The sequence below is a fragment of the Micromonospora sp. CNZ322 genome (genome assembly GCF_007827755.1).
The window spans coordinates 24,925-41,656 of the sequence record NZ_VITD01000013.1; the positions used below are offsets into that span (position 1 = coordinate 24,925).

General features: G+C 72.4%; 12 protein-coding genes. 8 read left to right on the top strand and 4 right to left on the bottom strand.

From position 1 onward, the window contains the following. Positions 1-169: 169 nt before the first annotated feature. The 3 genes from FB453_RS25795 to FB453_RS25805 all read left to right on the top strand — a co-directional run bounded on the left by FB453_RS25795 (position 170) and on the right by FB453_RS25805 (position 4,638). Positions 170-1,582: an FGGY family carbohydrate kinase gene (locus tag FB453_RS25795; protein WP_145794395.1), complete on the top strand. Its 1,413-nt coding sequence runs from the start codon at positions 170-172 to the stop codon at positions 1,580-1,582. A 216-nt stretch (positions 1,583-1,798) separates the two neighbouring features. Beyond that, entirely contained in the window at positions 1,799-4,219 is a 2,421-nt protein-coding gene (locus FB453_RS25800; RefSeq protein ID WP_112583033.1) for a sensor histidine kinase, read from the top strand. Further along, positions 4,216-4,638 carry a roadblock/LC7 domain-containing protein gene (locus tag FB453_RS25805; protein WP_088988684.1) on the top strand — a complete coding sequence of 141 codons (423 nt, stop codon included), beginning with the start codon at positions 4,216-4,218 and terminating at the stop codon, positions 4,636-4,638. The genes FB453_RS25800 and FB453_RS25805 overlap by 4 nt, the downstream gene beginning before the upstream one ends. Positions 4,639-4,717: 79 nt before the next feature. Here the strand turns inward: FB453_RS25805 and FB453_RS25810 are convergent, their stop codons facing one another. Then, a complete protein-coding gene (locus tag FB453_RS25810; protein ID WP_145794397.1) occupies positions 4,718-6,061 on the bottom strand; it encodes a GH1 family beta-glucosidase in 1,344 nt (447 codons plus the stop codon). Between the two features lie 847 nt (positions 6,062-6,908). On the opposite strand from FB453_RS25810, the gene FB453_RS25815 reads away from it, so the two are divergent. Further along, a complete protein-coding gene (locus tag FB453_RS25815) occupies positions 6,909-9,815 on the top strand; it encodes a glycoside hydrolase family 48 protein (RefSeq protein ID WP_145794399.1) in 2,907 nt (968 codons plus the stop codon). Positions 9,816-10,152: 337 nt separating this feature from the next. Here the strand turns inward: FB453_RS25815 and FB453_RS25820 are convergent, their stop codons facing one another. Continuing rightward, a complete protein-coding gene (locus FB453_RS25820) occupies positions 10,153-10,770 on the bottom strand; it encodes a DUF3159 domain-containing protein (protein ID WP_145794640.1) in 618 nt (205 codons plus the stop codon). Between the two features lie 221 nt (positions 10,771-10,991). Here FB453_RS25820 and FB453_RS25825 point away from each other — a divergent pair, with 221 nt between their 5' ends. Then, positions 10,992-11,879: a phosphatase PAP2 family protein gene (locus FB453_RS25825; RefSeq protein ID WP_186718546.1), complete on the top strand. Its 888-nt coding sequence runs from the start codon at positions 10,992-10,994 to the stop codon at positions 11,877-11,879. A 23-nt stretch (positions 11,880-11,902) separates the two neighbouring features. Continuing rightward, complete coding sequence (locus FB453_RS25830; RefSeq protein ID WP_145794403.1) at positions 11,903-12,601, top strand: maleylpyruvate isomerase N-terminal domain-containing protein; 699 nt, start codon at positions 11,903-11,905, stop codon at positions 12,599-12,601. Positions 12,602-12,633: 32 nt separating this feature from the next. Here the strand turns inward: FB453_RS25830 and FB453_RS25835 are convergent, their stop codons facing one another. Together FB453_RS25835 and FB453_RS25840 are read right to left on the bottom strand one after the other, a co-directional pair. Next, positions 12,634-13,497, bottom strand: a complete 864-nt coding sequence (locus FB453_RS25835) for a DUF1028 domain-containing protein (RefSeq protein ID WP_145794406.1) — start codon at positions 13,495-13,497, stop codon at positions 12,634-12,636. Positions 13,498-13,548: 51 nt separating this feature from the next. Then, positions 13,549-14,769 carry a low temperature requirement protein A gene (locus FB453_RS25840; RefSeq protein ID WP_145794408.1) on the bottom strand — a complete coding sequence of 407 codons (1,221 nt, stop codon included), beginning with the start codon at positions 14,767-14,769 and terminating at the stop codon, positions 13,549-13,551. A 154-nt stretch (positions 14,770-14,923) separates the two neighbouring features. On the opposite strand from FB453_RS25840, the gene FB453_RS25845 reads away from it, so the two are divergent. Beyond that, positions 14,924-15,907 (top strand): LLM class F420-dependent oxidoreductase, encoded by a 984-nt coding sequence (locus FB453_RS25845; protein WP_145794642.1) that lies wholly within the window; start codon positions 14,924-14,926, stop codon positions 15,905-15,907. After that, positions 15,904-16,695: an SDR family oxidoreductase gene (locus FB453_RS25850; protein WP_112698979.1), complete on the top strand. Its 792-nt coding sequence runs from the start codon at positions 15,904-15,906 to the stop codon at positions 16,693-16,695. The genes FB453_RS25845 and FB453_RS25850 overlap by 4 nt, the downstream gene beginning before the upstream one ends. Positions 16,696-16,732 lie beyond the last annotated feature (37 nt).

Genomic DNA, 16,732 nt, shown 5'->3' on the forward strand with positions numbered 1-16,732 from the left:
GGCCCCGGAGCCGGGAGATCCGGCGACCGCCTCGATGGCGGCCGCGTGGATGGAGCTACGCGCGGGAGATGGCCGCCGGGTCGGCGGGCCACCAACTGGTCAACTGCGCGAGCATGTGATCCACCCTACGCGCCCGTCGCCCGGCTGGCACGGGGTAACTTGACCGGCGATGAACATTCTCGCGCTCGACCTGGGCACCTCCTCGGTACGCGGGCTGGTGCTGGACGCGGACACCCAGCCGCTGCCCGGCGCTCTGGCCCGCCGCAAGGTCGACCTCGCCATCGGCGACGACGGCACCGGCACGCTGTCCGGTCGGGACTATCTGGCGAGCCTGGTCGAGTGCCTGGACGAGCTGGCCGACTCGGGGCACCTGCACGACGTCGGGCTGGTGGCGGTCTCCGCCCAGTGGCACTCGGTGCTCCCGCTGGACCGCGACGGCGCCCCCATGGGCCCGGTGGTCACCTGGCTGGACACCCGGCCCGCCCCGGTCGGGCGCACCGCCGGCCCGGCCGACCCGGACGGCTTCCACCAGCGCACCGGCTGCTGGTGGCACCGTTCGTACTGGTCGATGCGGTTGCCCTGGGTGCGCGAGCAGTCCGGCACCCCGATCGCCCGGTTCGTCGGTCTGCCCGAGTACGTGCTGGGCGAACTGCTCGACACGGCGCCCATGTCGATCTCCCAGGCCTCCGGGACCGGTCTGCTGGACCTGCGCACCCTGCGCTGGGACGAGGAGGCGCTGACGCTGGCCGAGGCGCGACCGGAGGAGCTGCCGCCGCTGGGCGAGCTGGACTGGCACGGCCGGCTCCGGGTCGACCTGGCCCGTCGGTGGCCGCAGTTGGCGCAGGCCCGGTGGTCGCCGCCGGTGGGCGACGGTGGGGCGTCGAACGTCGGCTCCGGCTGCGTCGACCCGAGCCGGGTCGCCGTCACAGTGGGCACCTCCGCGGCCGTACGGCTGATGCAGCGGATCCCGGCGGGCGAGCCGATGCCGCGCCTGCCCGAACGGCTGTGGCGGTACCGGGTCGATCACGACCACGTGGTGACCGGGGCCGCGTACGCCAACGGCGGCAACCTTTTCGCCTGGGCGAACCGGGAGCTGCGGTTGCCCCGGGGCGCCGAGCTGGACGCGGCGCTGGCGCTGGTGCCGACGGGCGGTGGCCGGCCGGCGGATCCCCGCTTCGGTGGCGACCGGGCGCCCGGGCTGGCGCCGGCGGGCAGCGGTGAGCTGCGCGGTCTGAGCTTCAGCACCACCTCGGTCGACATCCTGGCCGGGCTGATGCAGGGGTTGTGTGAGCTGGTCGCCGAGGATCTCGGCGTGCTGGAGTCCACCATCGACAAACCGGTCGGTGTGGTGCTGGGCGGCGGTGCGGTGGCCGCCTCGGTGTGGTGGCGGCAGGCCTTCGCGACCGCGCTCGCACCGCGACCGGTGTCGCATCAACGCAACCCGGAGATCGGCGCCACCGGTGCCGCGTTGGTGGCTCTGGGGCGCTTCGGTGACGCGATCCAGCTCGCCGACATCGGCCGGACGGACGAGCTGGTTTTACCGACCACGGCAGGACGTTCCCACCCGCAGTATCCTTCCTGAACCTCGGCCTCGCCCGGGCCGTTGACAGCGGTACCGAGCCTGGTTGGATGGACTGCGCTCCCCCGACCGCGGTGGACGCGGTAGGACGGAGGAGGCAGGGTGGCGGCAGGTCCCGACCCGGCGAACGGCGCGGTGTCGAACCATCGCCGACGCCGCTTCGATGTCCGAGTCGTTCCGCATCGACGGCGATCGCCGTTCCGGTTGCGCGACTGGCGAATGAGCACGAAGCTCGCCACAGTGCTGCTGGTGCCGTCGATGGCGTTCCTCCTGCTCGCCGGGGTGCAGACCAGCACCCTGGTGGGGCGGACGACGGCGTTGAACGACTTCTCCAGTCAGGTCGGCATCGGCCGGCAGATCACCGCGGCGGTGCACCAGCTCCAGCAGGAGCGGGACCGCTCGGCGGGGGAGCTGGGTGAGCTGCGTAAGGGCGGTGACCGGCAGGCCGCCGCGAACGACCTGAAGCCGTTGCAGGCGGCCACCGACAAGGCCATCGTGGACCTCAGCCGCGCCGCCGAGCCGTTGGCGGACGCGGACGCGTCCTGGCGGGTGGCCTTCTCCGAGGCGCTGGAGGCGTACGACCAGGTGGTCGACATCCGCGCGGCGATTCCGCCGGCGGTGCTCAGCAGCGAGACCATCCTGAGCAACTACCACCGGGCCATCGGGGCGTTGCTCGACCTGCTCGCCGAACCGACGCCGGGGCAGAACCAGCCGGCGTTGAACGACGCGGTGCTGCGCTACGTCCAGTTGGCCCGGGTCAAGGAGCTCTCCTCCCGGGTGCGGGCCCAGCTCTACGCCGCCGCCCGCGTCGGTGCGTACGGCACCGAGGACCGGGTGATCCTCGCCGACCTGCGCGGTCAGCAACTCACCGCGCTCGGCGCGTTCCGGGTGGCCGCGACCAGTGAGCAGATCCGCCGCTACGACGAGACCTCGGTGTCGCCGAATTTCCTGGTCGCCACGGGGTTGGAGGAGCGCAGCCTGTCCTCCGGCGGCGCGTCGCCGCAGGTGCTGCCGTCGGAGCAGTGGTGGTCGGCCAGCCAGCAACGCCAGGAGCTGCTGCGTCAGCTTGAGGCGGGTGTGCTCGACGACGCCGTACGGCAGGCCGAGGAGGCCAGCGACGATCAGCTGCGGACGACCCTGCTGGTCGTCGGCGGGGTGGTCACGGTCCTGCTGGCCGCCCTGCTGATCTCGTTGCTCATCGGGCGGTCGGTCGCCCGGTCGATGCGGATGCTGCGCAGCCAGGCGCTGCGGATCGCCCAGGTCGAGTTGCCGGACGCCCTGGACCGGCTGAAGACCGTCACCGGTGGGGTGCCGCGCATTGATGTCGCGCCGGCTGTGGTCCGCTCACTCGACGAGATCGGCGAGCTGGCTGAGGCGTTCGTGGCGGTGCACCGCAGCGCGGTCACGGTCGCCGTCGAGCAGGCGCTGATGCGGCGCAACGTCAACGCGATGTTCGTCAACCTGGCCCGTCGTAGCCAGGTGCTGGTGGAGCGTCAGCTGGAGCTGCTGGACGACCTGGAGCGCGAGGAGAGCGATCCGGACCAGCTGGAGAACCTGTTCAAGCTCGATCACCTGGCCGCCCGGATGCGCCGTAACGACGAGAGCCTGCTGGTGCTCGCCGGCACCGACTCGACCCGCCGGTGGAACCGGCCGGTCGGGCTCGGTGCGGTGCTGTTGGCCGCCGCCGCGGAGATCGAGCAGTACCAGCGGGTCCGGATCGAGTCGGTTGCCGATGTGCACGTGGTGGGGCACGCCGTCGGCGAGTTGGTGCACCTGCTGGCCGAGCTGCTGGAGAACGCCACTGCCTTCTCCCGTCCGGACACCGTCGTCGTGGTGACCGCCCGGGTCGAGGCGGGGGGTGCGCTTATCGAGATCGTCGACCGGGGTCTGGGTATGAGCCCGACCGCGTTGGTGCAGGCGAACGAGGTGCTGGCCAGCCCTCCGGCCGCGGACGTCGCGGCGGTGGAGCGGATGGGGCTCTTCGTGGTCAGTCACCTCGCGGCCCGGCTGGGCGTCCGCGTGCGGTTGGAGGGCGGTGAGGACGGGCTGGTCGCCCGGCTCGCCCTGCCCGCGGTGCTGCTGGCTCCGGCGGGCACTGTGGAGTTGGATGCGCCCCCGTCGGCGCGGATGCTGGCGTCAAGCGCAGCGCGGGGGTTGGTTCCGCAGCCCGGGGCAGCCCGGCAGGCCGCTGCCCCGATGCCGAACGGCGCGGTGCGGGACCTGCCGGTGGCCGGGCGCCCGCCGGGCGTCGGCGTGCCGCGTCAGGGCCGCCCGGTGCCGGTACGCGCCGAGGACGTGTTGACCCCCGCCGCTGATCGCGGTGCCGGCGGGGGCTGGTATTCGCGGCAGGGCCCGACCGCGCCGGTGGTGCCCGCTGCGGCGGCGCCACCGACGATCCCGGTGACCGCCGGCACCAATGAGCGGGGATTGCCGGTGCGGGTGCCCATGGCGCAGTTGAGCGCGGTCACCCGTTCGGCACAACCGATGACGGCACCGACCCGCACCGACCCGGACCCGGAGGCGGTCGGCGGCATGCTCTCGCGGCTCTACAGCGGAGTACGGCGCGCCGAGGCTGAGGACACCACCGAGATACCCGTGCCACCGTCCGGGGGGCACGACGAAAGGGGACGACGACAGTGACGACGTTGAGCCAGGAGGCGCGTGACCTGAGCTGGCTGGTGAGCGCGTTCGCGGAGCGGGTGCCGGGTGTGGCGCACGCGGTGGTGGTCTCCTCTGACGGGCTGCTGGTGGCGATCTCCGATCACCTGCCGCGTGACAACGCGGACAAGCTCGCCGCGGTGACCTCCGGGCTGATGAGTATCACCGCGGGCGCGGCCTCGATGTTCGACGGCGATGTCGTCAAGCAGACGGTGGTCGAGATGGGCCGTGGCTACTTCCTGGTGATGCAGATCCGCGACGGTTCGATTCTGGCCACGTTGGCCGCCGGTGACGCGGACATCGGCGTCGTGGGCTACGAGATGGCCCGGCTGGCCAAGCAGGCGGGGGAGATGCTCACCCCGGCCCTGCGGGCGGAGTTGCAGCAGGCGCTGCCCCGCTGAGTGAGCCGGCCGAGGCCCGGACGGTCACGGCTCACCCGAGCCGAGCCGTCCGGGCCCGGCCGTCCGGGTGGCGGCGCGGTCAGAAGCCGCCGTCGGCGATGACGGAGCGGTACCAGGTGGCGGAGTTCTTGAGCACCCGACGCTGGGTGGCGTAGTCGACGTAGACCAGGCCCCAGCGCTGGTCGTAGCCCTGGTCCCACTCGAAGTTGTCCAGCAGTGACCAGACGTGGAAGCTCTCCAGCGGCACTCCGTCGGCGATCGCCCGGTGCGCGGCGGCGAGGTGGTCGCGCAGGAAGCTGATCCGGCCGGCGTCCTGGACGGTGTCGTCCGCGCCCAGAGTGTCCGGTGTGGGCAGCCCGTTCTCGGTGATGGTGAGCGGGATCGGCCCGTATTCGCGGGTGATCCGGGTCAGCAGGTCGTACATCCCCTCGGGGTAGATCTGCTGCCATTCGGCCTCGGAGGTCGCCCAGCGGTGCGCGGTGCCACCGTCGCCAGTGACGTAGATCGGGGTGTAGTACTGCACGGCCAGCAGGTCGACCGGCGCGGAGATGATCTTCAGGTCGCCGTCGCGGATGCCCTGGACCATCCGGCTCTGCGGGCCCAGGTCGGCCAGCAGGTCCTCCGGGTAGCTGCCCCTGAGCAGGGAGTCGAGGTAGAGGCGGTTCTCGTAGGCGTCGTAGAGGTGGGCGGCCGCGGCAGCCTGCGGGGAGTCGTCGGCGGGGTAGCAGGGGTGCAGGTTGAGCGCAGGGCCGATGCGGCTGTCGCTGCCGGTGGCCCGCAGCGCGGCGACGGCGAACCCGTGGGCGAGTTGCAGATGGTGGGCGACCAGGTAGGCGGCGTCCGGGTCCTGTCGCCCGGGGGCGTGGTGGCCGGTGAGGTAGCCGTTCTGCACGACGGTCTTGGGTTCGTTGATGGTGAGCCAGGCGGGCACCCGGTCGCCGAGGGCGCGGAAGACCACGTCGGCGTAGTCGGCGAAGCGGTGGGCGGTGTCGCGTGACTCCCAGCCGCCGGCGTCCTGGAGCGCCTGCGGGAGGTCCCAGTGGAACAGCGTGGCCATCGGGGTGATTCCGCGCTCGTGCAGGCCGTCGAGGAGGCGGCGGTAGAAGTCGAGGCCGCGTTGATTGGGCGTGCCGGTGCCGTCGGGCTGGATCCGGGGCCAGGAGATGGAGAAGCGGTAGCTGCGCAACCCGAGGTCGCGCATGAGGTCGAGGTCCTCGGCGTAGCGGTGATAGTGGTCGATGGCCACGTCGCCGGTGTCGCCGTTGCGGGTGCGCCCTGGGACGCGGCTGAAGGTGTCCCAGACCGACTCGCCGCGCCCGTCCTCCTTGGCGGCGCCCTCGATCTGGTAGGCGGAGGTGGCCGCGCCCCAGCCGAAGTTGTCCGGGAAGCGCAGCGGGCCGGCGGGCCCGATAGGTATCGACATGGATTCTCCTCATGGATACGGGGCCACCGCCGAAAGATTCGGGAGCGCTCCCATGATAGGGCAGACGCTGCCGGCCGGTCAGCCGGCCGTCAGGACGGCCGGCGCTGGCGGATGGGAGGCGGGTGTGTGGCCCCGGGCAGCGAACGAGGCCGTCCGGGCGGCGCGGCGCGCCTGTCCCGTCGGCCTCTTTTCCTATCGTGTACGGGGGTTTAATGTGGGGACGGGGGAGGGCAACCCCCGTCCCCACCGTAACTGCACACACACGGGCGGAATTTGGGTCCTGCCGTGCGTGTCGCGCGGGAGCCGGGCCACGCGAGTGGCTCTGGTTCCACCTCCCTCCGTGTGGCGGGGCGATGGCTGACGACGGCGTCCGGGCTGGCCCGTCGTCGGCCCTCGGTCTGGTTCCCTGGGTTCGTCAGGAACGACCCCAGCGATCTTCTTGTTGGAACCTTGTCGATGGAAGCGCTCCCATCGACCGATGTTGCGACTGTAACGCCCGTCACGCCTTTGTGAAAGACCCAAAACGAGATCGAAACAAGGAGCTGATCCAGCGCCCCGTTCGCTTGTTGTGGGAGCGCTTCCATGGCACACTGTCGATTCGACGCGACAGGAGCCACATCGCGTAGTGCGGGTCCACCGAGGGCAACCGGCAGCACCAGCTCCGGTCACGGTCACCCGAGCGCAGCCGGCGGGACCCCCTCCCGTGCGGGCCGCACGCCCTACCCCGGCCGGGCCCGGGGAAGACCACCTTCCCGGCGCCTCGACATCCCCGCGGACCACCACCACCCTCGCGGGCAGGCGCCTCGCCGGGGACCATCCCGGCCTGGTCCGAGGAGACACCGCGCACATGAGACAACTGGCAATACGCCGGCGCGTGGCGATCGCCGCCGCCGCGCTGCTCGCCATCGGCGGGGTGACCCTGCCTGCCGGCGCCGCACAGGCCGCACCAGCCTGCGACGTGGTCTACGCGACAAACGACTGGAACACCGGCTTCACCGCGAACGTCACCATCAAGAACCTGGGTGACCCGGTGAGCAACTGGACGCTCAAGTGGACCTTCCCGACCAGCGGTCAGCGGGTCACCCAGGGCTGGTCGGCCAAGTTCAGCCAGACCGGCAGCGAGGTCACCGCGACAAACGAGTCGTACAACGGCAACCTTGCCACCGGCGCCTCCACCACCATCGGCTTCAACGGCGCCCACTCGGGCAGCAACCCGAAGCCCACCTCGTTCACGCTCAACGGCACTCCCTGCAACGGCACCCCGGCCAACCAGCCGCCGACGGTCTCCCTCGGCGTGCCGGCCGGGCCGTTCACCGCGCCGGCCGACGTGCCGCTGACGGCCACCGCCAGCGACCCGGACGGGACGATCAGCAAGGTCGAGTTCTACCGCAACGGCCTGCTGATCAACACCGACACCTCCGCCCCGTACGCGTACACCCAGGAGGACCTGCCGGCCGGCAGCTACACCGTCCAGGCCAAGGCGTACGACAACGCCAACGGCATCGGGGTCGACGAGAAGGCGTTCACCGTCGGAGCCGCCAATGGCCCGACACTGGTCGCCACCCCGTCCGCGGTGAGCGTCACCGAGGGTGGCAGCGCCACCTTCAACCTGAAGCTCAGCGCCGCCCCGACGGCCAACGTGCCGGTCACCCTCACCCGCGCCGGTGACACCGACGTCACGGTCTCGCCGGCCACCGCCACGCTGACCCCGAGCAACTGGAACACCGGGGTCACCGTCACGGTCGCCGCGGCGGAGGACACCGACACCGTCGGCGGCGCCGCCACCATCACCGCCTCCGCCACCGGTCTCGCTTCGTTGGCGGTCAGCGCCACCGAGATCGACAACGACACCCCCGGCGGCGACAACGCCTACACCGCGAAGTTCCTCGAGCAGTACGGCAAGATCAAGAACTCGGGCTACTTCAGCCCCGAGGGCGTGCCGTACCACTCGGTGGAGACGCTGATCGTCGAGGCGCCCGACCACGGCCACGAAACGACCTCCGAGGCGTTCAGCTTCTGGCTCTGGCTGGAGGCCTACTACGGCAAGGTCACCCAGAACTGGGCCCCGTTCAACAACGCCTGGACGGTGATGGAGAAGTACATCATCCCCACGCACGCCGACCAGCCGACCGCCGGCTCCGCGGGCACCCCGCAGTACGCCGCGGAGTACAACCTGCCCAGCCAGTACCCGTCGGCGCTGAACCCGAACGTCCCGGTCGGTCAGGACCCGCTGCGCTCGGAGCTGCAGTCCACCTACGGCACCGGCGACATCTACGGCATGCACTGGCTGATGGACGTCGACAACACCTACGGCTTCGGCCGCTGCGGTGACGGCACCACCAAGCCGGCCTACATCAACACCTTCCAGCGGGGCACCCAGGAGTCGGTGTGGGAGACCGTTCCGCAGCCCTCCTGCGACACCTTCAAGCACGGCGGTCAGTACGGCTACCTCGACCTGTTCGTCAAGGACACCGGCGCCCCCGCCAAGCAGTGGAAGTACACCAACGCCCCGGACGCCGACGCCCGCGCCGTGCAGGCCGCGTACTGGGCGCTGACCTGGTCCAAGGCGCAGAACAAGCAGGCCGATGTCGCGGCCACCATCGCCAAGGCCGCGAAGATGGGCGACTACCTGCGGTACGCGATGTTCGACAAGTACTTCAAGAAGATCGGCAACTGCGTCGGGGCCAGCACCTGCCCCGCCGGCAGCGGCAAGGACTCGGCGCACTACCTGCTGTCCTGGTACTACGCCTGGGGCGGCGCGTACGACGCCAGCCAGAACTGGTCCTGGCGGATCGGCTCCAGCCACAACCACTTCGGCTACCAGAACCCGTTCGCGGCCTGGGCGCTGACCAACACCCCGGAGCTCAAGCCGCAGTCGTCGACAGCGGTCGCCGACTGGACCAAGAGCTTCGAGCGGCAGCTGGAGTTCTACACCTGGTTGCAGTCCGCCGAGGGCGGCATCGCCGGTGGCGCCACCAACAGCTGGGACGGTAGCTACGCCCAGCCGCCGGCCGGCACCAGCACCTTCTACGGCATGTTCTACGACGTCGATCCGGTCTACAACGACCCGCCGTCGAACCAGTGGTTCGGTATGCAGGCCTGGTCGATGCAGCGCATCGCCGAGCTGTACCAGCAGACCGGCAACGCGAAGGCCAAGGCGCTGCTGGACAAGTGGGTGCCGTGGGCGATCGCCAACACCACCCTCGGCACCAACTGGTCGATCCCGTCGGACATGGCGTGGACCGGTCAGCCGACCACCTGGAACCCGTCCAACCCGCAGCCCAACACCGGCCTGCACGTCGAGGTCATCAGCAAGGGGCAGGACGTCGGTGTCACCGCCGCCTACGCCCGGATCCTGATCGCCTACGCGGCCAAGTCGGGCAACGTGGCGGCGAAGAACACCGCCAAGGGGCTGCTCGACGCCCTGTCGGCCGCCAGCGACGCCAAGGGCGTCTCCACCACCGAGAAGCGTGGCGACTACCGGCGCTTCGACGACGTCTACAACGCGTCCACCGGGCAGGGCCTCTACGTCCCGTCGGGCTGGACCGGGAAGATGCCGAACGGCGACACCATCGCCGCCGGCAAGAGCTTCCTCGACATCCGGTCCTTCTACAAGAACGACCCGGACTGGCCCAAGGTGCAGGCGTACCTGGACGGTGGTGCGGAGCCGAGCTTCAACTACCACCGGTTCTGGGCACAGGCTGACGTCGCCATGGCGTACGCCGACTACGGCAGCATGTTCCCGAACGGCTGAGACGACCCGGGGTGGGTGGCGTGGACCGCCCACCCCGGGATCCGGCCCGGGTCCGGGGAACGCGGACCGGGGCTGGCGGACGGCCTGACACCCACGGTCAGGCCGGGGTGGGCCAGCCATCTGGCCGACGCAGCGGATCGGCTGGCCCACCCCACCGCCCGGACTGGAGCTACGCGCGAAAAAGCCCAGAAATTCGGGCCGTCGCGGGATCACACCGAGGACTGTGACGGAGTAACGTACGTCACCGGAGAGGCCGCTCCCCCCGTGGCGGCCTCTCCACTTTTTTGCCCCGGGTCCGGCCGCTTCTCTGCCCCGGTCTGGCCCTGCGGGACTGGTTTCAGAGAGGCGGCGCGACCGGGTGACGCAGCCCCGGATGCCCGGCCGGCAGCGAGCGCCGCAGCACCACCCAGCTCAGCGCCAGCGCCGCGGCGACCAGCGGCCAGGTCAGCGCCACCCGGGCCACCACCAGCGCGAGCACCTGCCCACCCAGGTAGAGCGGCACGAACACGGCGAGCCGCAGCAGGTAGGTCGCCGTCCACACCCAACTGGCCCGGCCGTACCCGCGCAGCAGCGCCGGGTCGCGCCGCCACCGGGCGCGCTGGCCCAGCACCGCGCCGACCAGCACACCGAGCAGTGGCCACCGCACCACGATGCTGACCGTCCACGCCAGAGCGCTCGCGGCGTTCGACAGCACCTGGATCAGAAAGAAGTTCTCGGCCCGGCCGGTGCGCACCGCGATCAACGCCGCAACGCAGACGGCCAGCAGCCCGATCAGCACCGAGCGCGGCCGGTCACCTCGACGCAACCGTACGCCGGCCACCACCGCGCCCACGACCAGCGCCGCGCCGACCCCGCCCCACAGCGACTCGCCGCCCAGCAGCCAGCCCGCCGCGAACGCCAGCGGCGGCAGGGTGGCGTCGATGGCACCGCGTCGCCCGCCCAGCAGATCCGTCAGCGACTCGGCGCGCGCCGGCCCACCCGGACCGGTGTCCGCGCCGGCCCGAGCCGGCCCTCGCGACCCCGGGTTGTCGCCTTCACGCTGCTCCGGGCCGGGTTCGGCCGGGCCGTTGTCGCGCTCCGGTGTTCCGCTCACCACCGCCTCCTCGCCTCCGGCACAACCTAACCGGCGGTTGGCGGCAGGCCACCGGCCGGACCGCCGACACCTGCCGCTACGGTGTGCGGATGCGCGCGACGGCACGGGGTTGGACCGCGGTCTGGTTGGTCGTACTGGCCCTCGTCCAGGCGGCCGCCTTCCTCGCCGTGTGGCGGGTGGCCGTGCACCTTGAGATCGGTCAGTGGGTGGACACGGTAGCCCTCACCGGCAACCGGATCGGGCAGGACACCATCGACGGTCCGGTCGACCGGATCCTCAACGCGATGTCGGTGGTCTCGCTGCTGGCCGCCACCGCGATGATCGGGTTCATCGCGCTGATCCGGGGGCGGATCGCCCTGGCGATCACCGCGACTCTGCTTATTGCCGGAGCGAACGTCACGACCCAGTTGCTCAAGTACGGGCTGAGCCGGCCCGACTACGGTGTCGACCCGGAACGCGCAGCGGTGGGCAACAGCCTCCCGAGCGGGCACGCCACGGTGGCCGCCTCGGTGGCGGTCGCGCTGATGCTCGTGTTGCCGCGCAAGGTGCGGGCCGTCGGCGCCTTCATCGGTGCCGGCTACGCCGCCGTCGCCGGAGTCGCCACCCTCTCCGCCGGCTGGCACCGGCCCAGCGACGCGGTCGCCGCGTACCTGGTGGTGGGTGTGTGGGCGGCGTTGGCCGGGTTGCTGCTGCTGGTCGCCCAGCGGGAGCAGGCCGAGATCGCCCCCGGTGACGCGCACCGGGTCGCGGCGCTGGTGCTCGGGCTCGGTGGTGTGCTCGCCCTGGTGGTCTGCGGGCTCTCCCTGTCCTGGCTGCTGGACCTGCGCGGCACCGGGCCGGAGGAGCTGGCCCGCCGCCCCCTGTTCGTCGGGTACGCGGGCAGCGCCGCCGGGATCGCCGGCACCATGGCGGTGGTGATGGCGTTGGCGCTCACCGTGGTGCACCGGCTGGTGCCCAGGGTCAAGGGCTGAGCGGGCATCAGGAGGATCCGCGGATGATCGGGAACCTCGATGCCCGCAGCCTGCGGGACCCCGTCCGCGTGGCGTTCTCCGCCGAGTGCGCGCAGCTCACCGAGATCCTGGCCGAGTTGGTCGATGCCGACCTCGACCGACCCACCGGCTGCCCGCCGTGGACCGTCCGGGAGCTGATCGCCCACATCCGCACCGGAGTGGGCCGGCTGGCCGACATGCTCGCTGCGCCGGCCCCGCCACGCCCCGAGGTGGACGCCGCGGGCTACTTCGGCAGGGCGAAGTTCACCGCGCAGGTGGACGCCGACCGGATCGCCGGTGGCCGGCAGGACGCGCTACAGGTGGACCGAGCAGCGCTGGCAACCGAGTTGGACCGGGCCTGGCGGACCACCGACGTGGCGGTCGCCGCCGCGCCGACCGATCGGGTGGTACGCACCCGGCACGGCGACGCAATGCTCCTCACCGAGTTCCTGCGGACCCGGGTCGTCGAGGTGGGTGTGCACGGTCTGGACCTGGCCGCCGCGCTGGGCCGGCCCCCGTGGCTCACCCCACCGGCGGCCGTGGTCATCGCCGAGCTGCTCACCGGCGGACGACCGACACCGGCCGGGCTGCGCTGGGACGAGCTGACCCTGATCCGCAAGACCACCGGCCGAGCGGCGCTGACCGCCCCGGAACAGGCCGCGATCGACGCCGCCAACTTCCGTTGGCTCGCCTTCGGCCGCTGACCCTGGTCGCGGCCGGCACCGGCCTGGGCGGGTCAGCTCGCGGAACGGGGCGCGGGGACGTGCGGGGCGACACCGCGCAGGTGCGTCAGCACCACCGGGTCGATCCGCCCCGGCACCAGCCGCTCCTCCAGGTTCTCCAACCCGGCCCAGGAGACCAACGCCGCCTCCGTGCCGTCCTCGTGCACTGGATGGCCCAGCGCGCCGAGCAACGCCGCCACCTCGTCGGCGACCGCGCCGCTCAGGTCGAGCAGGGTGGCCGGGTCGGGTCGGCCGAACAGCATGGTGTGCACAGTGAGCAGGCGACCCAGCTCGGCGACCGGGTTCGGGTGGTCGTCCACGCGCAGGTCCACCACCACGTCGCTGGTGCCGCTGTACCCGCCGCCGCGCTCGACCACGAGCAGGCCGGCGCTCTGCCGGCCACGCCGGTCGCCGCCGGCCTCGTCGCCGGCCCGCAGCGCGGCGACCAGCCGCTCGGCGAAGGGCAGCGCCGTTCCCGCCAGCCAGGCTTCGCCGAGGGCGTCGACGACCTCCGGGCCGGTGAGCACGTTGCCCTGCGCTGCCCAGCCGTCGCCGGTCCGGCCGCCGGCCCACGGATGGCAGGCCGGCCCGGTCCAGTTGGCGCCCGAGCCGGTGGCCCCCACGATGCCGAGCTGGCGGTGCTCCCGCTCGGGGTCGGCGGCGATCAGCCCGGCCACCACGTCGGCGGCGGCCACCCCGGTGCGCAGCAGGGTGAGGCCCTGCGGGCGGTAGGCGAGGTTGACGTGCGCCTGGGTGGCCAGCGCGCCCACCTCGGCGGCGGCGGCCGGCACCAACGCCCCGGCGGCGAGGAACTTGCTGGCGACGGCCACGCCGTGCAGGCGGCCGTCGGCGGAGCGGGCGACGAGCGAGAAGGTCACCCGCCGAGACTAACCGGACCCGCCGGCTTCACATCGTCGTACATCGTTCGATCAGGACGGTGGCGCGGCGGCCTCCGGTGGGGCGCCGTGGGCCCGGCGGGCGTCGGCGACCGCGACCGCGCCGAGCACCAGCGCCGTAACGGCGGTGGCGGCCAGTCCGGGCAGGTGCAGCAACGGGACGGCAGCCGCCGCCAGTACCAGGATGGCGATCCACCGTGCGCGGGAGACCCGCCCGAACACCTCGTACTCGAAGCGGGCCCGGCCGGCCAGGAACAGCGCCGGCCCACCCAGCACCGTGGCCAGCCACGGCCCCGGGATTCGGTCCAACGGGTGTTCGATGATCAGCTCGTAGCCGATCGCGGTCGCGGCCAGGCCCACCACCATGACCAGGTGGGTGTTGGCCGCGGAGCGGCCGATACTGGCGGGGCGCCGGGCCTTCATCACCGCCTCGGCCAAGACCTGCCCGGCCCGTTGCACATAGACCCGCCACAGCAGGATCGACGTCGCCAGGGCCAGCGAGAACGCCCAGGCGTGCCCCGCCTTGTACGGTGCCTTGCTGTAGGTGAGACCCGCCACCAGGAGCGTCTCGCCCAGCGCGACGAGGAAGAACTGCTGGTACCGCTCGGCCAGGTGCTCCCCGGCGACCTCCCACTTCGAGACCGTCGACCGGCCCAGCCCGGGCACCGGCCAGCCGAACCAGGCGGCCGCGTACTCAAGGACCAGCGCCGCCGTCCAGAGCAGCACCTGAGCGCCTGTCCCCAGCAGCGCCCCCGTGATCCACAGCACCCCGGTCACCGCGAACACCACCGCCATGCGCACCTTCAGCCAGCGGTATGGGCGCGGCCCGAGCACCATCGACAGGACCACCGGTCGGGAGACCTGCGCGACCACGTACGCCACCGCGAACATCAGCGCGGTCTGGCTGAACGCTTGGGGGATCGCCACCCCCATCACCATCCCGGCCACCAGGGCGGTCAGCACCACGCTCTGCAACACAATCCGGTACGGGTCGTACCGGCTGGTCGTCCAGGTGGTGCCCTGCCAGATCGACCAGAGCGCGAGCAGCAACAGCAGCGTCTTGCCGCCGCCGGTGACCGCCGCCCAGCCGTTCTCCCGGCCCGGCCCACTGGTCAGATCCTCGAACGCGCGCGCGGAGATGCGGGTGAGCGCGAAGACGTAGGCCAGGTCGAAGAAGAGTTCCAGGAACGTCGCCCGACCGGGCCCCGTCGCCGCCGGGACCGGCTCCAGGTGTCCCGCCGCCCTGGAAACCATGGTCAGCGGCCTGCGCCCTCGGTCCGGTCCACCCCGAAGTGGTAGCACCTCCCACCGGCGCGCACGGCCGGAAACCGGCGATTCTGCCCAACCCGGGGATCTTGCTCGGGCCCGCGTCAACGGGCACGATCGACCGGTGACGAATCGATGGGGCATGACGGTGCCGCTGGGCGGAATCGCGCTGGCGCAGCACGACGCCGCCTACGCGGCCCTCGACCGGGCCGGGTTCACCGACGTCTGGTCGTCCGAGGTCGCCGGGACAGACGCGTTCACCCCGCTGGCGCTCGCCGCGGCCTGGCAGCCGGGGCTGCGGCTCGGCACCGCGATCACACCGGTCTTCACCCGGGGCCCCGGGTTGCTCGCGATGAGCGCGGCGGCGCTGGCCGAGGCCGCGCCGGGCCGGTTCTCGCTCGGCATCGGCGCGTCCTCACCCGTGCTGGTACGGGACTGGAACGCGGTGCCGTTCAACGAGCCGTTCCGCCGCACCCGCGACATGCTGCGTTTCCTGCGCGCCGCGCTGGCCGGCGAGACCGTCGACGAGGCCTACGACACGTTCACCGTCCGCCGGTTCACGCTGGAACGACCGCCCGCGGTGCCGCCACCGATCCTGCTCGCCGCGCTGCGCCCGGGCATGCTCCGGCTGGCCGGCGCGGAAGCCGACGGGGTCATCCTCAACTGGCTCAGCGCCGACGACGTGCCGCGCGCCCTCGCCGAGCTGGGCGAGCGCCGCACCGGCTTCGAGGTCGCCGCCCGGATCTTCGTCTGCCCCACCGAGGACGCCGCGTACGCCCGGGCGCTGGGCCGTCGGCTCATCACCAGCTACCTCACCGTCCCGGCGTACGCCGAGTTCCACCGTTGGCTCGGCCGCGACGAGGCGCTCGCGCCCATGTGGGCGGCCTGGGCCGCCGGTGACCGGCGCGGGGCCAGCGCGGCGGTGCCCGACGAGGTGGTCGACGCGCTGGTGCTGCACGGCTCACCAGAGCGGTGCCGCGCCGAGGTGCGCCGCTACGCCGACAACGGGGTGGACGTGCCCATCGTCGCGCTGCTGCCCACCCCCGAGGTCACCGCCGGCGGCGCGACCGCGCTGCTCAGCCTCATCGCCCAACTGGGCACCAACTCCGTGGAGGCGTCCGCGTGAACCTCACCGACCGGATCGTGGTGGTCACCGGCGGAGCCGGCGGCATCGGCGCGGCGCTGTCGCGCCGGTTCGCCGCCGAGGGGGCCGCCGCCGTGGTGGTCGCCGACCTGGACGCCGACGCGGCCCGCGCGGTGGCCGAGGGCATCGGCCCGGTCGCGCACGCCCGCGCCCTCGACGTCACCGACGAGGAGCAGGTCCGCGCGCTGGTCGCCGACACCGAGCAGCGGTACGGCCGGATCGACCTGTTCTGCGCCAACGCCGGGGTGACCACCGGCGGGGGAGTGGAGGTCGACGACGTCGGCTGGGACCGCTCCTGGCGGGTCAACGTGCTGGCCCACGTCTACTCGGCCCGCGCGGTGCTGCCCGGAATGCTGGCCCGGGGCGGCGGGCACCTGCTGCACACCTGCTCCGCGGCCGGTGTGCTGACCGCGGTGGGCGACGCCGCGTACACCGCGACGAAGCACGCCTCGGTGGGGTTCGCCGAGTGGCTGGCCATCACCTACCGGGACCGGGGCATCCGGGTCAGCGCACTCTGCCCGCAGGGGGTGGACACCCCGATGCTCGCCGACGGGCTCGCCGACGGTCACCTGGGCGCCCGGGTGGTCGCCGCGTCCGGTGCGGTGCTCACCCCGGACCAGGTCGCCGACGCGGCCATCGCCGGGCTGGCCGAGGAACGGTTCCTGATCCTGCCGCACCCAGAGGTCGCCGACTACGCGCGCCGCCGCGCCGAGGACCCGGACGGCTGGCAGGCCGGCATGCGAAAACTGATCCGCCGGCTGACCGCCTAACCCCGCTACCGCGCCGGAACGTGCCCGGCGGCCAGGA

Bases quoted from the DNA above. Each gene is read 5' to 3' on its own strand.
- FB453_RS25810 (WP_145794397.1), bottom strand. From the start codon at position 6,061: ATGTCGATACCTATCGGGCCCGCCGGCCCGCTGCGCTTCCCGGACAAC.
- FB453_RS25815 (WP_145794399.1), top strand. From the start codon at position 6,909: ATGAGACAACTGGCAATACGCCGGCGCGTGGCGATCGCCGCCGCCGCG.
- FB453_RS25795 (WP_145794395.1), top strand. From the start codon at position 170: ATGAACATTCTCGCGCTCGACCTGGGCACCTCCTCGGTACGCGGGCTG.
- FB453_RS25800 (WP_112583033.1), top strand. From the start codon at position 1,799: ATGAGCACGAAGCTCGCCACAGTGCTGCTGGTGCCGTCGATGGCGTTC.
- FB453_RS25830 (WP_145794403.1), top strand. From the start codon at position 11,903: ATGATCGGGAACCTCGATGCCCGCAGCCTGCGGGACCCCGTCCGCGTG.
- FB453_RS25840 (WP_145794408.1), bottom strand. From the start codon at position 14,769: ATGGTTTCCAGGGCGGCGGGACACCTGGAGCCGGTCCCGGCGGCGACG.
- FB453_RS25845 (WP_145794642.1), top strand. From the start codon at position 14,924: ATGACGGTGCCGCTGGGCGGAATCGCGCTGGCGCAGCACGACGCCGCC.